Below are 18,932 nucleotides of genomic sequence, written 5' to 3'. Positions count from 1 at the left end.
ATATAAAACAGGAGCATTGGCTCTACCGTACTCATCGCACAAGGACCGTGCATCATGATTAACCCAGTAAACACCCTTATAACCGAGGATATCGCACGCGTTACAACAAAACCCGTCGAATACCTGAGAGCGATAGTTGAAGACGGCGATAAAGGAGGCCGAAGGCCTGGCCTGATTGTGACCGATGAAGACGTCATCAGCTTAAAACGCTATGAACGACAAGGTCTGAATCTGCCCACCACACTGGCACGCACGGAACAGTACCTGGGGTTCGAAAAAAGCGGCATTCCCGGACTTGAGCCGAAAGATGTCATGGACACTTACATCACCATCAATCGGCATGCCCGAAGCTGGTCGCCAATTGAAAATGCTGTGAAGACCACTGGCTTCGATATCGGAATATTTGCCGCTCATTTCGTTAACCAGGGCGGTCTGATTATCACCCACATCGAAAGAATGGACGTCATCGAACAATTGACGCTGACGATTGCCGACTTGAAGCTCGAGGACATCAGCGGCCTGAAGCGCGTGCCGCTGAGTTCAACAGAAAAGCAAGTGTGTGGCGCACTGTCCGGTTTGCTGACGCGAATGGCCGAACGAATAGACATGCATCGCCACTCAGCGGAGCTTCTGACTGAAGAAATAAACACCTTCAGCAATACCCTGAACGCGGAGATCATGCCGAGCATTCAACACAAGGTAACGCTTTCGAACAACTCGGAGCTGGACCAGGAGATCCAAGACCTGGAAAGCGATATCGACCGGTTAACACGCGATATCGAACAAAAGATGAAGGAGTATACGACGGCCAAGAACAATATTGCCTGGGGGATCATTGGAGGCCCCATCGGTGTCGCCATTACCGGAGGCATATTCGGCAGCCTGGCAGAAAGGATACGCAAGGACAAGGATCGGTTGGTCCATATCAAAACTGCCAAAGTCCAGCAACTCAAGGAAAAGCGCCCTCTTGCGGCGGCCATCCTCAGCCTGCAGTTAATTTTCGAAGACATGAACCTGCGCATGCAGGATGCCCAGCAGGGCGCCACTAACCTGAAAGACGTCTGGGCCTTGTTGTCGTCTTACATCAAGAGTTCCGCACGGGAACTGGCGACCCTAGAGGACGATCAGGCACTGTTCATTTTCGCGTTACATTTCCAGGGAGTGGTCTCGCCGTGGCTGGAAATCAGAAATATTTCGACCGAGTTACTGGACACCTTTGAACGTGCACTAGACCAGTTCAATTCCGGCAAATACATCACCCAATAAGGATATTACCGTGAACGCACACACCCTCTCTAACCGTCTGGAACTTACCCCGCCCGACACCCGAATCATGGAGTCCGCCCGGCAGAATATCTACGACCACGTCATGTCTTTGCAGCTGGACTTCCTGCCGGTCATGAAAGAAAAGTTGCAGCCTCTTCAAAGGGCGCTCAGTCATGCCGAGGCGCTGTGGGGTGAGCACCTGGCCGCTATCGTGGCGCAACTGCGTAGCGTTAATCTGGCACCGATTGACTTGAAACAGCAGCAGATCGAGGCGCACCCTGACTTGAGTGATCTGCAGAAACAGCTGGCCATTCGTATGCTGAACGTCGAGCGTACTCGTCAACTGACAGGGCTGACAGCCATCATCCTTAAAGCGGCCAACGCCATTGCTGAAAGCAGCGATCGCATGCAACAGATCAACCTGAAGCTGGACGGCAGCCGCGTTCAAAGTACGCTGCACAAGCACGTTGATCGCCTGACTCAGCGCAAGACCGATCTGGACATCCGGATGAGCGTGATTGCCGAAGATCGACGTCTGCTGGATGAAACGATCAAGGCATACGAAAAATACAACCTGGCCGATATTTTCAAAGACCTGCTCCCCAGCGCAGAAGAACTGGCGCTGATCAATGTACCGTCGCCAGAGATTGCCCTTCTACAAGCCGGGATTGCCCGACTCGGAAAGCTGCTGGGAAAAATCAGCGACGCCATCAATTATTCAGAGCTGACCGGAGAGCGCGACAAGTTGAGGCAGCGTTACAACACGCTGCTGGACGATTCGCGTGCCAACGCTCAGGAAATCAAGGCCACGCTGTTCAAACTCGAAGAGTTGACACTGTTGTCGCAAGTCGAGCAGAGCAAAGAGGCCTGGGTTCAGGAGGCTAGACACGTGTATCGATCGCTGTATCGCTTTCTGGACAAGAGCGCACAGCAAAACGACTCAACGGTTTCGGCCAGCGAGCATGTTGCACAATTGAAGACTTACCTGAAATCGTTCCACGATATCAACCGCACGCTCTGACATACCCCCTATTCAGAAAGGCAGGTGTCGATAGAATCGACGCCTGCTTTCGCTTCAGCCGAGCACCACCAACCTGTTCGGTAATTCATTCCTGCCGTGGGTCACGGGAACATGATCGGCAAGCAGCTCGCCACAGGCATGGATGCAGCCGAGAAACCCCTGCAAGGTCTGCCCGTCTCTGACCTGCTGGGTAAACACATCGACCATCGCCTTCCAGGTATCGTTGTGCAGACGACTGGCAATGCCATGGTCAACGAGGATTTCGACATACCGTTCGGCCTCGCTGACAAACACCAGAATGCCGGTCCCGTCGTGGGTCTTGTGCAGGTTCTGTTCGAGAAACTGCCGGCGCGCGAGGTTTCCGGCCCGCCAGCGCCGCACCGAAAGCGGCACCAGCAACGCTGAGACCTTCGACAGGTGGCACACCAGCGCCACGATAATGAACGTGCTCATCTGCGCGAGCATCAATTCGTCCGCACTCAGCCATTGCAGGCAGTAATTGATCGTGCCCGGCACCAGCAGGCCGATCAGACCTGCCCAGATCAGCGGCATGTAGGCATAGTCGTCAGCGCGAGCGGCCAGCACCGTGACCAGCTCGGCGTCAGTGCGCTGCTCGACGCGGTCAATCGCTTCGGCAACCTGCCGCTGTTCGTCTTTGTTCAGTAAAGCCATGGTTCCCTCATTCCGAATCAATCAACTACCAGTTGCCTGAAGCACCGCCACCGCCGAAACGTCCGCCGCTGCGATCAGCGGCTCTTTCACGGGCGGGCCGGGTAGCGCCGCCGCGCCTGACGCTGATGATGACAATCCCCAGCACGATGAGGGTCAACACGATCCCGATCAGCCAGACCTGGTCGTCATTGGTCTGCTGGTCATCTTCGGACATCTGTCTTTTAGGCTCCGGATAATCAGGTATCTGCCCGCCCAATGCCGCAATGACCGCGCGCGTACCGCGCTCTATGCCGACTGCAAACCGGTTGTCGTCAAACTCGGGGGTCATCAGCATGTCGATGATCAGAGAGGCCTGGGCGTCATTGAGACGATCCTTCAGCGCGCCGCCGACCTCCATGAACACCTTGCGCTTATCGCGATAGACCACCAGCAGAACACTGTCCTCCTTGCCGTGCAGCCCCAGGCCCCAGGTGTCACCGAGTCGAGAGCCGAACTCTTCGATGCTCGTGCCCTGCAGATCAGCGAGGGTCACCACCACCACACGCTCCCCGGTCGCCTTTTCATGGGCGCTCAGAAGTCTGGCCAGACGAACCGTAGTCTGGCTATCGAGCATTTGTGCGGCATCCACCACACTGCCGGTCATCGGCGGAAAAACCAGTGCTGACGGCTCTGCCTCGGCACGCAATACCCCTCCCAACAGCATCACCACATACAACATCCACTGTGAAACAGACTTCAAAATCCAGACCTCCGGTGTTTTTTTGAATCCATTGAAACGACACGCCTTAGCCAAAACACAAGTTCCCCGGCATAATCCACCGCCAACACCTGATGCGGTCACTATTTGATCGACAGGGTCTGTACAAAAATCAATCAAACCGCCATTTTCGTACACACCTTGGGAAGACTTCGTACAGTGAAGCGGATGGCAACTATCCTTGCATCCCGTACGAACCATAACGCCAAAGGTCCATAACCCAAAAACTGGCTGTCGGACATTAAACGCGAGTTACTGACAAAAGCCTTGAGAAATCATTCATGAATAAGCTGTGTTTATTAGGTTTGCTGGTTGGTATGGCCAGTCAGTCGGTGATGGCCCAGACCGCTGCCGCCACGGACAATACAACGCTTCAGGCCAAGAATGCCTTCATCGGCAAACTCATGAAACAAATGACTCTGGACGAAAAGATCGGTCAGTTACGACTCATCAGTATCAGTTCGGAAATGCCACAGCCGCAAATTCTCAAGGAAATTGCTGCCGGAAAAATCGGCGGCACGTTCAACTCCATTACCCGCTCGGAAAATCGTCCGCTGCAGGAAGCCGCAGTCGCCAAAAGCCGTCTGAAAATTCCGATGTTCTTTGCCTATGACGTGGTTCACGGTCACCGGACCATTTTTCCGATCAGCCTGGGCATGGCCGCCAGCTGGGACATGGACGCCATCGCGACGATGGGCCGGGTCTCGGCCAAAGAAGCCAGTTCCGACAGCATCGACATGACCTTCGCCCCCATGGTGGATATTTCCCGCGACCCTCGCTGGGGCCGCAGCTCCGAAGGCTTCGGTGAAGACACCTACCTGGTGTCACGCATTTCCGACGTGATGGTCAGGTCCTTCCAGGGCAAGAACGTCGCAGCCAGCGACAGCATCATGGCCGCCGTCAAACACTTCGCCCTGTATGGCGCGGTAGAAGGCGGACGCGACTACAACACCGTGGACATGAGCATGACGCGCATGTACCAGGACTACCTGCCGCCCTACAAGGCCGGCATCGATGCCGGCGCCGGCGGCATCATGGTCGCACTCAACTCGATCAACGGCGTGCCGTCGACCTCCAACAAATGGCTGATGCAGGACCTGTTGCGCAAGGACTGGGGCTTCAAGGGCGTGACCATCAGCGACCACGGCGCGCTCAAGGAGCTGATCGACCACGGCGTGGCCAAGGATTTCCGCGAGGCCGCCAAGCTGGCGATCAAGGCGGGCGTCGACCTGAGCATGAACGACGCGGCCTATGGCGAGCAGTTGCCCGGCCTGGTGAAGGACGGCGAGGTTTCCATGAAGGAAATCGACAACGCCGTGCGTGAGGTGCTGGGTGCCAAGTACGACATGGGCCTGTTCGCCTCGCCTTACGGTCGCATCGGCGTCGCTGCCGAAGATCCGGCCGACACCTATTCCGATGACCGCCTGCACCGTGCCGAAGCTCGCGATGTGGCGCGCAAGACGCTGGTGCTGCTGAAAAACCAGAACGAAACACTGCCGCTGAAGAAGCAAGGCACCATCGCCGTGATCGGCGGACTGGCGCAAAGTCACCTCGACATGCTCGGCAGTTGGTCGGCAGCAGGTCGTCCCAACCAGTCGGTGACGGTGTATGAAGGGCTGGCCAACGCGGTCGGCGACAAGGCCAAGCTGGTTTACGCACGCGGTGCCAACGTCAGTGACAACGAACACGTCCTCAACTACCTGAACTTCATCGAGAAGGAAGTAGAGATCGACCCGCGTCCAGCGCAGGAAATGATCGACGAAGCGGTCAAGGTCGCCGAGCAGGCCGATGTGATCGTTGCCGTGGTCGGTGAATCGCGCGGCATGTCGCATGAATCGGCCAGCCGCAGCAGCCTGAACATTCCGGGTAAACAGCGCGACCTGATCAAGGCGCTCAAGGCCACTGGCAAACCACTGGTGCTGGTGCTGATGAATGGCCGTCCGCTGGTTCTGGTCGACGAACAGGAACAGGCCGACGCCATGCTCGAAACCTGGTTCCCGGGCACCGAAGGCGGCAACGCAGTGGCTGATGTGCTGTTCGGCGACTACAACCCGTCGGGCAAGCTAGCCATGACGTTTCCTCGCTCGATCGGTCAACTGCCGGTCTACTATGCGCACCTGAACACCGGCCGTCCGTATCACGAAGGCAAGCCAGGCAACTACACCTCGCACTATTTCGAGGAGCCCAATGGCCCGATGTACCCGTTCGGTTATGGTCTGAGCTACACCCAGTTCGACGTCTCGGACATCACGTTGTCGGACGCCAACATGACGCGCAAAGGCAAGCTGAAGGCCAGCGTGACCGTGAAAAATACCGGCAAGGTTGCCGGTGCAACCGTTGTGCAGTTGTACCTGCATGACGTAGCGGCGTCGATCAGCCGTCCGGTAAAAGAACTGAAGAACTTCGAAAAAGTGATGCTTGAGCCCGGAGAAGAAAAGGTCGTGACCTTCACCCTCAGTGAAGACGACCTGAAGTTCTACAACACCGAGCTCAAGCACGTGGCAGAACCTGGCGAATTCAAGGTCATGATCGGCCTGGACTCGCAAGCAGTCAAAGAAGCGACCTTCAATCTGTTGTAAACCCTGCGCGTGGCGCGTTCGTGAGCATTCGCTCGGGAACGCGCCAGCAGGGTTCAATCAGGCTGCGACATGACGCTCAAGCATCGCTACTGGCGCATTACCCTGTACGTGCTGCTGATTCTGGCCGGTGCAGCCCTGTGCGCCGGGCTCGCGATGCGTCAGGCGCAGCGTCACGCAATGTCGGAAGACGCCGCGCGTGCCGAAGGACAGCTGGCACTGTATGCCAATACCCTGCACACTCTGATCGAGCGCTATCGCGCCCTGCCCTCCGTGCTGGCGCTGGACCCGGAAATTCGAGCCGCGCTGAACGGCCCGGTGACCGGTGAGGTGCAGAACGCACTCAACCTCAAGCTGGAAAAAATCAACAGCGCGGCTCATTCGTCGACGCTGGAATTGCTCGACCGCCATGGTCTGGCGATTGGCGCGAGCAACTGGCGTACGCCCAATAGCTATGTCGGCCACAACTACGCTTTTCGACCCTACTTTCTGCAAACCCGCGCCAAGGGCACCGGGCGCTTTTACGCGGTCGGTGTGACCACCGGAATTCCGGGGTACTTTCTGTCCAGCGCGGTCTTGAACGATACCGGTGGGTTCATGGGGGCGATGGTCGTCAAGCTGGAGTTCCCCAGCCTTGAGCAGGAGTGGGATCAGGGTGAGGACCTGCTGCTGGTCAGCGATGAGAAAGGCATCGTGTTCATCGCCAATCAACCAGGCTGGCGCTATCGCGAGCTGCTGCCGATCTCGGTGGAAGACCGTGCCACCCTGTTGCGCACCCGCCAGTACGACAAACAGGTATTGTCACCGCTGCGCAGCCGGGTCATCGACAGCTTCAGCGCAAACAGCCATTTGAGCCGTGTCGACGGCCCGGACGGCACCACGGATTATCTCTGGCAGTCGCTGCCCCTTGTGGATGAGAACTGGACCCTGCACCTGTTGCGCAAGCCGCCCGCCTCCAGTGAGGACGTTCGCAATGCAGGGCTGGCCGCCGCAGGCATCTGGCTGGCGCTGGTATTTCTGGGCCTGTTTCTCTATCAGCGCTGGCGACTGGCGCGATTGAGGGAACGCAACCGGGATGAACTGGAGCGTCTGGTGCTAGAGCGCACGCGTGATCTGCAAACCGCGCAGGACGGTCTGGTGCAGTCGGCCAAACTGGCGGCGCTGGGGCAGATGTCGGCAGCGCTGGCCCACGAAATCAACCAGCCGCTGACCGCCCAGCGCATGCAACTGGCAACCCTGCGACTGCTGCTCGATCAGGGCCGCATCGATGAAGCCTGCAAAGCGCTGGTTCCAGTCGATCAGCAACTGACGCGTATGGCCGCCCTGACCAGCCATCTGAAAACCTTCGCGCGCAAGAGCCCCAGCGGCCTGCGCGAGAGGCTGGACCTGGCCACGGTGGTCGATCAGGCTTTGCTGTTGCTCGACCCGCGCCTGCGCGAGGAACACGTCGACTGCGTTCTGCATCTGGCTCGCCCGGCATGGGTGCGCGGCGACGCCATCCGCCTGGAGCAGGTGCTGATAAACCTGCTGCGCAATGCACTGGACGCCATGCGCGAGTGCCGCTCAAGGCGCCTTGAAGTGCGTATCGACGCCGTCGACAACTATTGGCGGCTCAGCGTCAGGGACAACGGAAGCGGGATCGCCGCGGAGAATCTGCCCGACATTTTCGATCCGTTCTTCACCACCAAACCGGTGGGCGACGGCCTGGGCCTTGGCCTGGCTGTGTCGTACGCCATCATTCATGAACTGGGCGGACAACTGACGGCGCAAAACCATGCGGACGGCGCCGAGTTCTGGTTCAGCTTGCCCAACGACTTTCTGGAGGCCTGACCCGGCATGTTGAATTCGGTCATCGTGGTAGACGACGAGGCGCCCATTCGGCAAGCCGTCGAACAATGGCTGACGTTGTCGGGGTTCGAGGTGCAAGTCTTCGCCCGCGCCGAAGAGTGCCTGGCGCACATACCGGAGCACTTCCCCGGCGTCGTGCTGACCGACGTGCGCATGCCGGGCATGAGCGGCCTGGAACTGCTGACCCGGTTGCAAGGCGCAGACCGCGACCTGCCGGTCATCCTCCTGACCGGCCATGGCGATGTGCCGATGGCCGTGGAGGCGATGCGCGAGGGGGCCTATGACTTTCTGGAAAAACCCTTCAGCCCGGAAACCCTGATCAGCAACCTGCGGCGCGCCCTTGAGAAACGCCAGCTGGTGCTGGAAAACCGCCGCCTGCATGAGCAGGCCGATGCCAGAACCCGGCTGGACGCCACGCTGCTCGGCGTATCGCCCGGCATGCAGACACTGCGCCGCCAGGTGCTGGAACTGGCGCAACTGCCGGTCAACGTGATCATTCGCGGGGAAACCGGCAGCGGCAAGGAACTGGTGGCGCGCTGCCTGCACGATTTCGGGCCGCGCGCCGCCAGACCTTTTGTTGCACTCAACTGCGCGGCCATCCCGGAGCATCTGTTCGAAGCCGAGCTGTTCGGCCACGAAAGCGGCGCCTTCACCGGCGCGCAGGGCAAGCGCATCGGTCGCCTGGAGTATGCCGACGGCGGCACGGTGTTCCTCGATGAAATCGAGAGCATGCCGATGGCGCAACAGGTCAAGCTGCTGCGCGTTCTGCAGGACAAGCGCCTTGAGCGGCTGGGCTCGAATCAGAGTATCGACGTCGATCTGCGAATCATTGCCGCGACCAAGCCTGATCTTCTCGAAGAGGCGCGTGCCGGGCGCTTCCGCGAAGATCTGGCCTACCGCCTCAACGTTGCCGAGCTGCGCCTGCCGCCGCTGCGCGAGCGCCTAGAAGACATCGCGCAACTGTTCAGCCACTTCGCCCGCGCCGCCGCCGAGCGCGTGGGTCGGGAGCCGCCAGCGCTGGACGCAGCTCATCTGAGCCGTCTGCTCGGGCATGACTGGCCAGGCAACGTGCGCGAGCTGGCCAATGCCGCCGAGCGGCAGGCCTTGGGGCTGGAGCACGCCCTGCCGCAACGTGATACCCAATCGGCCGGGCACTCACTGGCGGCGCGTCAGGAAGCCTTCGAAGCGCAATGCCTGCGCGCTTCGCTGGCCCGTCATAAAGGCGACATCAAGGCGGTGCTCAATGAGTTGCAACTGCCGCGGCGGACGCTGAACGAGAAGATGCAGCGCCATGCTCTGGTACGCGAAACGTTCCTCGAATGAAGGCGGCGCACATTCCGTACAGCTTGTTCCGGCGATAACCGAACATTTCCCGCAGCGCCGGGTCTGCATACTGTTCACGGCTATATGAGGTCGTGATGGCTGGATACTTGTGAGGCATAATGACATCATGCCCGCCTGATTACTCAGCTCACTTTGACAGTCCGAAAGATGGGGCATTTTCTACCGTGAATACTCCCCTCGACCTCCCCCTGGGAGGCGGCGAAATGGGTCGGTTTATCCGAGAGACGGACTGGTCGACGTCCGCGCTGGGACCGAAGCAAGCATGGCCCGCAGCGCTACTGTCTTCAATGAATCTGATGCTCAGTTGCCCGGACAGCATGTACCTGCTCTGGGGACCTGACTACACCCTGTTTTTCAATGACGCTTACTCTCAGGTCCTGCCGATTGCCGCCCGACAGGCGCAGGGGCAGCCCATTGCCTCGGTCTGGGGCGATGCCTGGGAAGCCGTACGGCCGCTCGCCGAGCAGGCACTGGCCGGACAAAGCCGCCGGTCTGACAATATTCAGCGCACCATCGTCCGCAATGGCAAGCCCGAGCAGACCTGGTGGTCGCTGTCCTATTCGCCGCTGTATGGCGATAGCGGCCTGATCGAAGGCGTGTTCTGCCGGGTCAACGAGACCACGTTGCAGGTCATGGCCGAAGTCCGTCAGTCGGAGAACGAAGCGTTCACCGACCGTGTGCTGTCGAGCATCAACGACTGCATCAAGGTGCTGGACCTCGATTCGCGCCTGACCTTCATGAGTGAAGGCGGTCAGCGGATCATGGAGGTCAGCGATTTCAACGCGATTCGCGGCTGCCCTTGGCCTGACTTCTGGCATGACCAGGGCAATCTGGACGCCATTGCTGCGGTTGACGCGGCACGAGCGGGTCAGAACGCAAGTTTCACCGGTTCGGCGCAGACCCTGGCGGGCACCACCAAGTGGTGGCATGTGCAGGTCAGCCCGATTTTCGGCAAGGATGGCAAACCAGAGAAGATCCTCTGTGTCTCCAGGGACATGACCCAGCTCAGAGACGCTGAAGAGGCCCTGCTGTCGCTCAACGAGACCCTTGAACAACGCGTGGTCGAACGCACCCAGGACCGTGATCGCATCTGGCGGCTGTCGACCGACCTGATGCTGGTGGCGCAGTTCGACGGGATCATCTCGGCAGTCAATCCGGCATGGACGCAAGCCCTCGGCTGGTCGGAAGAACAACTGCTCGACAGCCAGTTTCTGGCACTGGTGCACCCTGAAGACGTGGACAGCACGCTGGCCGCCATGAGCGGGCTGGAGAGCGGCCGCACGATTCCGCACTTCAAGAATCGCTATCGTCATCAGGACGGCTCGTACCGGACCATCTCCTGGACTGCCGTGCCGGACAAGCAATTCATCCATGCCGTCGGCCGTGACATTCAGGCCGAAGAAGAGGCCAATGAAGCGCTACGGCTTTCCCAGGACGCCCTGCATCAGGCGCAGAAGCTGGAAGCCATCGGCCAACTCACCGGCGGCGTGGCACATGATTTCAACAACCTGCTGACCGTGATCCGCTCCTGCAGCGACCTGCTGAAGTCAGCGAACCTTGAAGAGCACCGTCGTGTGAAGTACGTCGAGGCCATCTCCAGCACGGTCGACCGGGCCGCACGCCTGACCGGCCAGCTGCTGGCGTTCGCCCGCCGTCAGGCCTTGCAGCCGGAAGTGTTCGATGTCTGCAAGAGTGTGGCGCGCATCGGCGAGATGATGGACACGCTGACCGGCGCACGTATTCAGGTCAGCATCGACCTGCCTGCCGAGCCGTGCTTCATCTTCGCCGACGGCAGCCAGTTCGATACTGCGCTGGTCAACATGGTGGTCAACGCCCGCGATGCGATGTCCGGCGCGGGTAAGCTGGTCATCAAGGTTGAATGCGCTGCCCACTGCACTGCAGACCAGCCGGCCTCACACAGCGCGGGAGACTATGTAAAGGTATCGCTGACCGATACCGGCGCAGGTATTGCCAAGGAAAAGCTGGGCCTGATCTTCGAACCGTTCTATACCACCAAGAGTGTCGGCCAGGGCACCGGGCTGGGTTTGTCGCAGGTATTCGGGTTTGCCAAGCAGTCGGGCGGTGAAGTGCTGGTTGAAAGCGAGCTCGGCAAAGGCAGCCGCTTCACGCTGTGCCTGCCCAGCGCACAGAATCACGAAGTCGTCCAGGAAGACCATCGCCACACCCTCACCCCGTTGCCCGGGCTGTGCGTACTGATGGTCGAGGACAATCAGGACATCGGCACCTATACCCGCCCGATGCTTGAGCAATTGGGCTTTCAGGTGCTCTGGGTAAGCAGTGCCGCCGAGGCGCTGAAAGAGCTTTCTGGCAACCCGGAAAACTTTCATGTGGTGTTCTCGGATATCGCCATGCCCGGCATGAGCGGCCTGGAACTGTACGCCGAAATCGAAGCGCGCTATCCGTGGATGCCGGTGGTTCTTACCACCGGGTACAGCACTGAGTTCGCGACGATCGCTCAGGACGAAACACACCGCTTCGACCTGCTGCAGAAACCCTATTGCAGAGACGATCTGGCGGCGATTCTGCACAAGGCCGTGAGTCGTACCGGCGAACACTGAGGGGATGGATTCGCATGAGTGAATCCCGGCACTTCCGGCGCATAAAACCAAGACAACACCGGTTGCCTTGATTCAGAATCACGCAAAACATCGCAACACTCTTAGAGCAGGGAGCATTTTCGAGATGATCGTCGGTATTGATCTGGGCACCACCAACAGCCTGGTGGCTGTATGGCGCGACGGCAGCAGCGAGCTGGTGACCAACGCATTGGGAGAAACACTCACCCCCAGCGTTGTCGGGCTGGACGACGACGGGCAGATTCTGGTCGGCAAGGCAGCCCGCGAACGCCTGCAGACCCACCCGGAAAAAACCGCCGCCCTGTTCAAACGCTACATGGGCAGCGCTCAGGAAATTCGCCTGGGCTCTGCCAATTACCGCCCGGAAGAGCTGTCCTCGCTGGTGCTCAAAAGCCTGAAGGCTGATGTCGAGCGCGCGTTTGGCGAGCCTGTTACCGAAGCGGTGATCAGCGTCCCGGCCTATTTCAGCGACGCTCAACGTAAAGCCACGCGTATTGCCGGTGAGCTGGCGGGGCTCAAGGTCGAGAAGCTCATCAACGAGCCGACAGCGGCCGCACTTGCGTATGGCCTTCACCAGAAGGAAGGCGAAACCTCGTTTCTGGTCTTCGATCTGGGTGGCGGGACCTTCGACATCTCGATCCTCGAGCTTTTCGACGGCGTGATGGAAGTGCGTGCCAGCGCGGGCGACAACTTTCTGGGGGGCGAGGATTTCGATCAGGTCATGGTCGAGCACTTTGTGAACCTGCACCGCGATGAGCCGGACTTCCCGTCAACGGAGCTGATTGCACCGGCCTTGCGGCGCGAAGCCGAGCGGGTGCGCAGGGCTTTGGGCCAGGACGGAAGTGCCGACTTCGTATTGCGTCACGCCGACAGGGAATGGCGAAAGACCATTACTCAAGAGCAGATGAGCGATTTTTATGCGCCCCTGCTCAACCGCCTGCGCGCGCCGGCCGAGCGTGCGCTTCGAGACGCGCGGATACGCGTCGCCGATCTGGATGAGATTCTGCTGGTGGGCGGCACGACGCGCATGCCACTGATCCGCAAGCTTGCCGCGAGCCTGTTCGGGCGCTTCCCTTCCATTGCACTCAATCCCGATGAGATCGTCGCTCAGGGCGCAGCGGTGCAGGCGGCACTCAAGCACCGGGACGCAGCGCTGGAGGAGATCGTCCTCACCGATGTGTGCCCTTACACACTGGGGATCGAGACCATCACGCAAGTTGGCAATCGCTATGAAAGCGGTCATTACCTGCCCATTATCGAACGCAACAGTGTCGTACCGGTCAGCCGGGTAAAAACGGTCCAGACCGTCAGTGATGATCAAGAGCACGTTATGGTGCGGATCTTTCAAGGCGAAAGCCGCATGGTCAAGGACAACATCGCCCTGGGCGAGCTCATTATCCCGATCCCCAAGGCGAAGGCCGGCGAAGTGGCGCTGGATGTACGCTTTACCTATGACAACAACGGCCTGCTGGAGGCCGATGTGATGACACAGCTGACCGGGGAACGTCACAAGCTGGTCATCGAAAACAACCCTGGCGTGATGACGCCTGATGAAATACAGGAGCGCCTTCAGGTACTCGAAGCACTCAAAGTCCATCCGCGCGAACAGCAGGCCAATACTCATCTGATCGCCAGACTTGAACGCCTGTATCAGGAATGCCTGGGCAGCGATCGAGAACTTATCGATCACTGGACCACCCAGTTCCAGCATGTGCTGGAGACGCAGGACGAGCGGCAGATCAGCGAAATTCGCAAGCAACTCAAACAGGAAGTCGACACGTTCGAGCAGGGCGCAAGATGATCGACTGTTGGTCCGTACTTGAGCTGAATAACGATGCCGACGAGCGCAGCATCAAACGCCAATATGCCCGGTTACTGAAGGTCAACCGCCCAGATGAAGACCCGGCAGCCTTCCAGAATCTGCGTGATGCCTATGAAGAGGCGCTGCAGTTGGCACGATCGCGCGCAGATGAAGACGACCAGCCTGTCATGCTGCGCCAGCCCTTGCCTGAGCCCTCGCCTGCCCCGCTTCTGACAACGACCGTTATCGAGCAGCCCGATGGCATGGACTGGCTTCAACAGGTCAGGCAAACCACAGCGCAGAACCTGCCCGAGCAACAGCACCTCGCCATGGAGCATGGACAGGCGGAGCGCTTTCAACAACTGTTGCTGCTGGAGTGCCTGAACGACTCGGCGCGGCGCGTCGAATTGATCAAAGCTGCATTTCAGCATCTGCGCTGGCTGACGGTATGGCAAAGCATTCATATCAGCAGCTACCAGCAGCACGCCTTGGCCGAGGCGATATTGCGCGAGGCGTTCGAAGCGTTCAGCGCACTCATCGAGAGCGGGCAGCATGCGCGCTTCATCGAAGAACTTCAGACGCTGGAGCAACAGCCCTGGCTGACAGAGCTGGAGCGTCGCGAGCATTTGCAATGCAGGTGCATGGTCTTGCTGATTGCCAGCCAGCATGTGACCTCTGACCTGCTGGAACAGACACGCGCGGTATTTGGCTGGAACCTGCAGCAAAACCTTCACCCAGGCCCCGAAGACCTCTGGCAGGCGCTGCGCCAGCGATACGAAGAAGTGGAGTACGCCGAGCATTTGCAACGCCTGCTCGACGCCAAACCGAGCACTGCCGAAGGCAAGGCCGCGCACTTGATGTTCAGGCCGCCACGTCTGGCCGCGCGGATCCGTACCGCGGTCAAGCAAGACGCCTCGGTGTGGAACGCCTGCGCGCATATTCAGGAGCAGTTGACCGTCCACTACCCCGATATCCTCAAGCGCTACCCCGAAGCAGACCTGAACGCCTGGAAACTCATGCGTGAGCAGAGCGATTTCACGCCGCTCATCTGGGTCTACATCGGCGCGTTTCTGCTGGCGTTGCTGGCACCCCCGCTAGCGCCTGAAGGCACGGAATACAATCCGGGAACGCGGGTCCTCGTGCTGTTCCTGACACCGCTCTGGACAACCGTCGGCTTCTTCATCTTTATCTGTGTATGGCGTCCGCTGATGATTCTGGCAGAGCCTGCCGATGCCTGGCTGAGCAGCAAGTTACTGCCCAAGGTGCTGAGCTGGCCCGGTGCCCAGGCGCTGGTCTTGCGGCATGGCCTTCCGTTTTTGTTTCTGGGCCTTGTCCACGTGCTTGATGGCCCACGCACACTGCTGACTTATCTGCTGCTGGCGGTGCTGTGGGTCGCCCTGTCACCTTATCGCTACCTGTTTCAGACGGCGCCTGCCCGGCAGAAGATTCGGCAGTTTTATGCAAGGCACACGATCATGGTGATCATCGGCACGCTGAGTATCGTCATGGCGGCGCTGTTGATCTCCTCTAAAATGAGCGCTTGAGCGGTTTTTCTGTCGGCAATCGACCAGAACACCCTGCTGCGAGCGCTTCCATCGGCAAGAATCCGCTTACCCCAGCCGGGCAGATAAGCGGATTCTTGCTCATCAAAGTCGCCCGACCGCTCTAGAACAAGCCCTCATGGTCTGGCACAGCTCCTGCTATGTAACACGCAGGGCATCCAATGCCTCCTTCCAAAAATAATGAAAAACAAGGAACACCATGGAAACTTCCAATCCCGCCTCCCATGGGTCGGCTGCTAGTGCCGCCGGCCAGAAAACCACCTCCAGCCGTCTCAAATCGATTTTCAGTGGTTCGGTCGGCAACATGGTCGAGTGGTACGACTGGTACGTCTACGCCGCCTTCTCGCTGTACTTCGCCAAAGCCTTCTTTCCCAAGGGCGACACCACCGCCCAGTTGCTCAACACCGCCGCGATCTTTGCCGTCGGCTTTCTGATGCGGCCTATAGGTGGCTGGCTGATGGGGCTGTACGCTGACTACAAAGGCCGCAAGGCTGCGCTGATGGCATCGGTGCTGTTGATGTGCTTCGGCTCGCTGATTATTGCCCTGACACCAGGCTATGAAAGCATCGGCGTCGGTGCTCCGATCCTGCTGGTGTTTGCCCGCTTGCTGCAGGGGCTGTCTGTCGGCGGGGAGTACGGCACGTCCGCCACCTACCTCAGCGAAATGGCCACCAAGGAGCGTCGCGGCTTCTTCTCCAGCTTTCAGTACGTCACGCTGATTTCCGGCCAGCTCATCGCGCTGGGCGTGCTGATCGTTCTGCAACAGACGCTGACCACGGAGCAATTGTATGCCTGGGGCTGGCGTATCCCGTTCGTCATCGGTGCGCTGTGCGCAATCGTCGCGCTGTTTCTGCGTCGCGGCATGGAAGAAACCGAGTCGTTCACGCGCAAGAAGAAGGAAAAGCCCAAGGAAAGCCTGATGCGCACGCTGATGCGTCATCCCAAGGAACTGATGACCGTCGTGGGTCTGACCATGGGCGGGACGCTGGCTTTCTACACTTACACCACTTACATGCAGAAGTATCTGGTCAACACCGTCGGCATGAGCATCACCGACTCGACGTCGATATCAGCGGCGACACTGTTTCTGTTCATGCTGTTGCAGCCGGTCGTTGGTGCGCTGTCCGACAAGATCGGGCGTCGTCCGATCCTGATTGCGTTCGGCGTACTGGGAACGCTGTGCACCGTACCGATCCTGACCACGCTGCATACCATTCAGACATGGTGGGGTGCGTTCTTCCTGATCATGGCGGCACTGATCATTGTCAGCGGCTACACCTCGATCAACGCAGTGGTGAAGGCCGAGCTGTTTCCCACCGAGATCCGCGCGCTGGGCGTCGGTCTGCCTTACGCCCTGACGGTATCGATCTTTGGCGGCACTGCGGAATACATCGCGCTGTGGTTCAAGAGCATCGGTATGGAAACCGGTTACTACTGGTACGTCACTGCCTGTATTGCCTGCTCGCTGCTGGTGTATGTGTTCATGAAAGACACGCGCAAGCACTCGCGTATCGAAACTGACTGATCGGATTGCGACGATTCTCGTGCCCAGGCTCCGCTCTCATCGTTATATACAAATCTCGTGGGAGCGAGCTTGCTCGCGAAGAGGCCGGTACAGCCTCCAGAAATAGAGCGCTATGACTGACTCTTCGTGAGCAATGGGGATCGCCGCCCCGTTCACTCCATTTTTCGGGCTTATCGAGACGTGTGTATAACGCTGAGGACTCCGCGCAGGCAGAAGAGTCATTCAGGCTCACTTACAACGATCAATATCATCGTCCGCATCGATACAACGGCCGCTACAAGACAATCAATTACATACAGCACCTGCAACAGAGTGTTACAGAGCGGTGCGTCATTTAGCCAACTTTTAGCAATAACCGCTTGAATAAACTGCACTTTTAATTTGTCAAGAGCGTTTATTACAAGACTTTTCAAGAATTGCACCACAATAATGCAACCCCCGCTGAAAGGCCCGAAATCAGAGCATCACAGCCAACTATCATTTTTAGCGATGATCGCTAGCAATCCTATTAACTTCTTAATAATCCGCTGGCGCGTAGCATTGCCTCCATACCGGGATGACAACTCACCCGACACGCATTGGAGACATCATCATGAAAACCAACACACTGATCTTTGGCCTGGCTATCTCTGTTCTGGCATCGAGCGCATTTGCACTTCCAGCCACCCACGTTCAGAGCGACCTGTCCAGCGCCACCCTCGTTGCTGAAGGCGGTACCAAACACACTAACGTCGGCTCGATCCGCGTATCGGCTGACGGCGCAGATCATGTCGGTGCCAATCGTCTCGCCGCTGATGGCGCAGACCGCGTCGGTGCAAACCGTCAGGCTGCCGATGGTGCAGACCACGTCGGTGCCAATCGTCTTGCTGCAGACGGTGCAGATCGCGTAGGCGCCAATCGTCTGGGCTGATCGCTCACGCAACACCCCCAAAGCCCGGCTGATGTCGGGCTTCTTCATGTCTGGCTCAGGATGAAACACACACGCCGCTCTGGCATCCTCTGCAAATGCGCAGCACTATGCTGACATCCACTATTGAGCCCATCAGGAACCGAGCATGTCAGACGCAATTCACTCCTACGAGCCATCCAAGGGTCACGGCCTGCCGCACGACCCGTTCAACGCGATTGTAGGCCCACGCCCGATTGGCTGGATTTCGTCGCAGGATGCCAACGGCAAACTCAACCTGGCACCTTACAGCTTCTTCAACGCCTTCAACTACGTGCCGCCGATCATCGGTTTCTGCAGCGTGGGTCGCAAAGACAGCCTCAATAATATCGAGCAGACCGGCGAGTTCGTCTGGAACCTGGCGACCCGCTCGCTGGCCGAAGCCATGAACCAGAGCTGCGCGCCGGTAGCACCGGACGTCAGCGAATTCGAACTGGCAAACCTGACCCCACTGGCCTCGCAGATCGTCTCGGTGCCGCGTGTACTTGAAACGCCGGTGTCGTTCGAGTGCAAGGTCACGCAGATCATTCAGTTGCAGCGTGCCGACAAGGAGCTGGTGCCCAGCTGGTTGATTCTTGGCGAGGTGGTGGCGGTGCATATCGACAAGTCGCTGCTCAAGGACGGCGTTTACGACACTGCCGCCGCCGAGCCTATCCTGCGCGGCGGCGGCCCGGCGGATTACTTCCAGCTCGGCCCGGAAGCGCTGTTCAAGATGTTCCGCCCAGGCGCCTGATCAGGCGTCAGCCCACACCGGTTCGCCCTCTGCATCGATATCGACCAGCCGCTGCAGCTCTTGCACAGCGGCCAGGTCGGCATCATCGGCGGTCTTGAATTTCTGGTCCGGCAGCAGCGCATGAAAACGTGGTGCGCCGCCGGCGCCCAGTGCCTTTACGGCAATCGCCGCGTTATAACCCTGCTCGGACGGCATCACTGCCGAGACCACTTCAAACCCGTTGTATTCCTTACGTGCCATGTCTCTCAACCCTGCCAATACGTCAAAGCGCGAATTCTAGCGCG

At 58.9% G+C, this 18,932-nt stretch carries 14 protein-coding genes; 11 read left to right on the top strand and 3 right to left on the bottom strand.

Translation table 11 applies throughout. From position 1 onward, the window contains the following. Positions 1 to 54: 54 nt before the first annotated feature. Positions 55 to 1,266 carry an alpha-xenorhabdolysin family binary toxin subunit A gene (locus tag P406_RS23500; RefSeq protein ID WP_046237512.1) on the top strand — a complete coding sequence of 404 codons (1,212 nt, stop codon included), beginning with the start codon at positions 55 to 57 and terminating at the stop codon, positions 1,264 to 1,266. A gap of 4 nt (positions 1,267 to 1,270) precedes the next feature. Beyond that, the gene (locus tag P406_RS23495; protein ID WP_046237511.1) at positions 1,271 to 2,287 is read left to right on the top strand and encodes an alpha-xenorhabdolysin family binary toxin subunit B; all 1,017 of its coding nucleotides are present in this window, start codon (positions 1,271 to 1,273) and stop codon (positions 2,285 to 2,287) included. A gap of 54 nt (positions 2,288 to 2,341) precedes the next feature. On the opposite strand, the gene P406_RS23490 is transcribed toward P406_RS23495, so the two are convergent. Both P406_RS23490 and P406_RS23485 read right to left on the bottom strand, forming a co-directional pair. After that, the gene (locus P406_RS23490; protein WP_003413191.1) at positions 2,342 to 2,959 is read right to left on the bottom strand and encodes a TPM domain-containing protein; all 618 of its coding nucleotides are present in this window, start codon (positions 2,957 to 2,959) and stop codon (positions 2,342 to 2,344) included. A 25-nt stretch (positions 2,960 to 2,984) separates the two neighbouring features. Continuing rightward, complete coding sequence (locus P406_RS23485; RefSeq protein ID WP_046237510.1) at positions 2,985 to 3,677, bottom strand: TPM domain-containing protein; 693 nt, start codon at positions 3,675 to 3,677, stop codon at positions 2,985 to 2,987. 320 nt (positions 3,678 to 3,997) lie between these two features. Between P406_RS23485 and bglX the strand changes: the two genes are divergently transcribed. The 9 genes from bglX (at position 3,998) to P406_RS23440 (ending at position 18,648) form a co-directional block, all read left to right on the top strand. Further along, the gene (gene bglX / locus P406_RS23480) at positions 3,998 to 6,295 is read left to right on the top strand and encodes a beta-glucosidase BglX (RefSeq protein WP_046237509.1); all 2,298 of its coding nucleotides are present in this window, start codon (positions 3,998 to 4,000) and stop codon (positions 6,293 to 6,295) included. Positions 6,296 to 6,364: 69 nt separating this feature from the next. Next, complete coding sequence (locus P406_RS23475; protein ID WP_046237508.1) at positions 6,365 to 8,122, top strand: sensor histidine kinase; 1,758 nt, start codon at positions 6,365 to 6,367, stop codon at positions 8,120 to 8,122. Between the two features lie 6 nt (positions 8,123 to 8,128). After that, a complete protein-coding gene (gene mifR / locus P406_RS23470; RefSeq protein WP_046237507.1) occupies positions 8,129 to 9,463 on the top strand; it encodes a two-component system response regulator MifR in 1,335 nt (444 codons plus the stop codon). Between the two features lie 224 nt (positions 9,464 to 9,687). Then, positions 9,688 to 12,063 carry a PAS domain-containing protein gene (locus P406_RS23465; RefSeq protein ID WP_082100928.1) on the top strand — a complete coding sequence of 792 codons (2,376 nt, stop codon included), beginning with the start codon at positions 9,688 to 9,690 and terminating at the stop codon, positions 12,061 to 12,063. A gap of 124 nt (positions 12,064 to 12,187) precedes the next feature. Next, a complete protein-coding gene (locus tag P406_RS23460) occupies positions 12,188 to 13,882 on the top strand; it encodes a molecular chaperone HscC (protein ID WP_046237505.1) in 1,695 nt (564 codons plus the stop codon). Further along, on the top strand, positions 13,879 to 15,426 hold the full coding sequence (locus P406_RS23455; RefSeq protein ID WP_046237504.1) for a J domain-containing protein: 1,548 nt from the start codon (positions 13,879 to 13,881) through the stop codon (positions 15,424 to 15,426). Before P406_RS23460 ends, P406_RS23455 begins: the two co-directional genes overlap by 4 nt. Positions 15,427 to 15,643: 217 nt before the next feature. Beyond that, positions 15,644 to 16,969, top strand: a complete 1,326-nt coding sequence (locus P406_RS23450; protein ID WP_003413212.1) for an MFS transporter — start codon at positions 15,644 to 15,646, stop codon at positions 16,967 to 16,969. A gap of 592 nt (positions 16,970 to 17,561) precedes the next feature. Then, on the top strand, positions 17,562 to 17,879 hold the full coding sequence (locus P406_RS23445; RefSeq protein WP_011268785.1) for a hypothetical protein: 318 nt from the start codon (positions 17,562 to 17,564) through the stop codon (positions 17,877 to 17,879). Positions 17,880 to 18,024: 145 nt separating this feature from the next. Further along, complete coding sequence (locus P406_RS23440; RefSeq protein WP_003406312.1) at positions 18,025 to 18,648, top strand: flavin reductase family protein; 624 nt, start codon at positions 18,025 to 18,027, stop codon at positions 18,646 to 18,648. On the opposite strand, the gene P406_RS23435 is transcribed toward P406_RS23440, so the two are convergent. Beyond that, a complete protein-coding gene (locus P406_RS23435) occupies positions 18,649 to 18,888 on the bottom strand; it encodes a hypothetical protein (RefSeq protein ID WP_003406313.1) in 240 nt (79 codons plus the stop codon). Positions 18,889 to 18,932 lie beyond the last annotated feature (44 nt).

Origin of the sequence: Pseudomonas syringae pv. coryli str. NCPPB 4273 (assembly GCF_000972175.1) — a bacterium.
GTDB lineage: Bacteria > Pseudomonadota > Gammaproteobacteria > Pseudomonadales > Pseudomonadaceae > Aquipseudomonas > Aquipseudomonas syringae.
The sequence above is the reverse complement of the archived record's forward strand: the minus strand, read 5'-3'. Positions and strand labels throughout refer to the sequence as shown.

Bases quoted from the DNA above. Each gene is read 5' to 3' on its own strand.
- P406_RS23500 (WP_046237512.1), top strand. From the start codon at position 55: ATGATTAACCCAGTAAACACCCTTATAACCGAGGATATCGCACGCGTT.
- P406_RS23490 (WP_003413191.1), bottom strand. From the start codon at position 2,959: ATGGCTTTACTGAACAAAGACGAACAGCGGCAGGTTGCCGAAGCGATT.
- P406_RS23485 (WP_046237510.1), bottom strand. From the start codon at position 3,677: ATGTTGTATGTGGTGATGCTGTTGGGAGGGGTATTGCGTGCCGAGGCA.
- bglX (WP_046237509.1), top strand. From the start codon at position 3,998: ATGAATAAGCTGTGTTTATTAGGTTTGCTGGTTGGTATGGCCAGTCAG.
- P406_RS23475 (WP_046237508.1), top strand. From the start codon at position 6,365: ATGACGCTCAAGCATCGCTACTGGCGCATTACCCTGTACGTGCTGCTG.
- mifR (WP_046237507.1), top strand. From the start codon at position 8,129: ATGTTGAATTCGGTCATCGTGGTAGACGACGAGGCGCCCATTCGGCAA.
- P406_RS23465 (WP_082100928.1), top strand. From the start codon at position 9,688: ATGGGTCGGTTTATCCGAGAGACGGACTGGTCGACGTCCGCGCTGGGA.
- P406_RS23460 (WP_046237505.1), top strand. From the start codon at position 12,188: ATGATCGTCGGTATTGATCTGGGCACCACCAACAGCCTGGTGGCTGTA.
- P406_RS23455 (WP_046237504.1), top strand. From the start codon at position 13,879: ATGATCGACTGTTGGTCCGTACTTGAGCTGAATAACGATGCCGACGAG.
- P406_RS23450 (WP_003413212.1), top strand. From the start codon at position 15,644: ATGGAAACTTCCAATCCCGCCTCCCATGGGTCGGCTGCTAGTGCCGCC.
- P406_RS23445 (WP_011268785.1), top strand. From the start codon at position 17,562: ATGAAAACCAACACACTGATCTTTGGCCTGGCTATCTCTGTTCTGGCA.
- P406_RS23440 (WP_003406312.1), top strand. From the start codon at position 18,025: ATGTCAGACGCAATTCACTCCTACGAGCCATCCAAGGGTCACGGCCTG.
- P406_RS23435 (WP_003406313.1), bottom strand. From the start codon at position 18,888: ATGGCACGTAAGGAATACAACGGGTTTGAAGTGGTCTCGGCAGTGATG.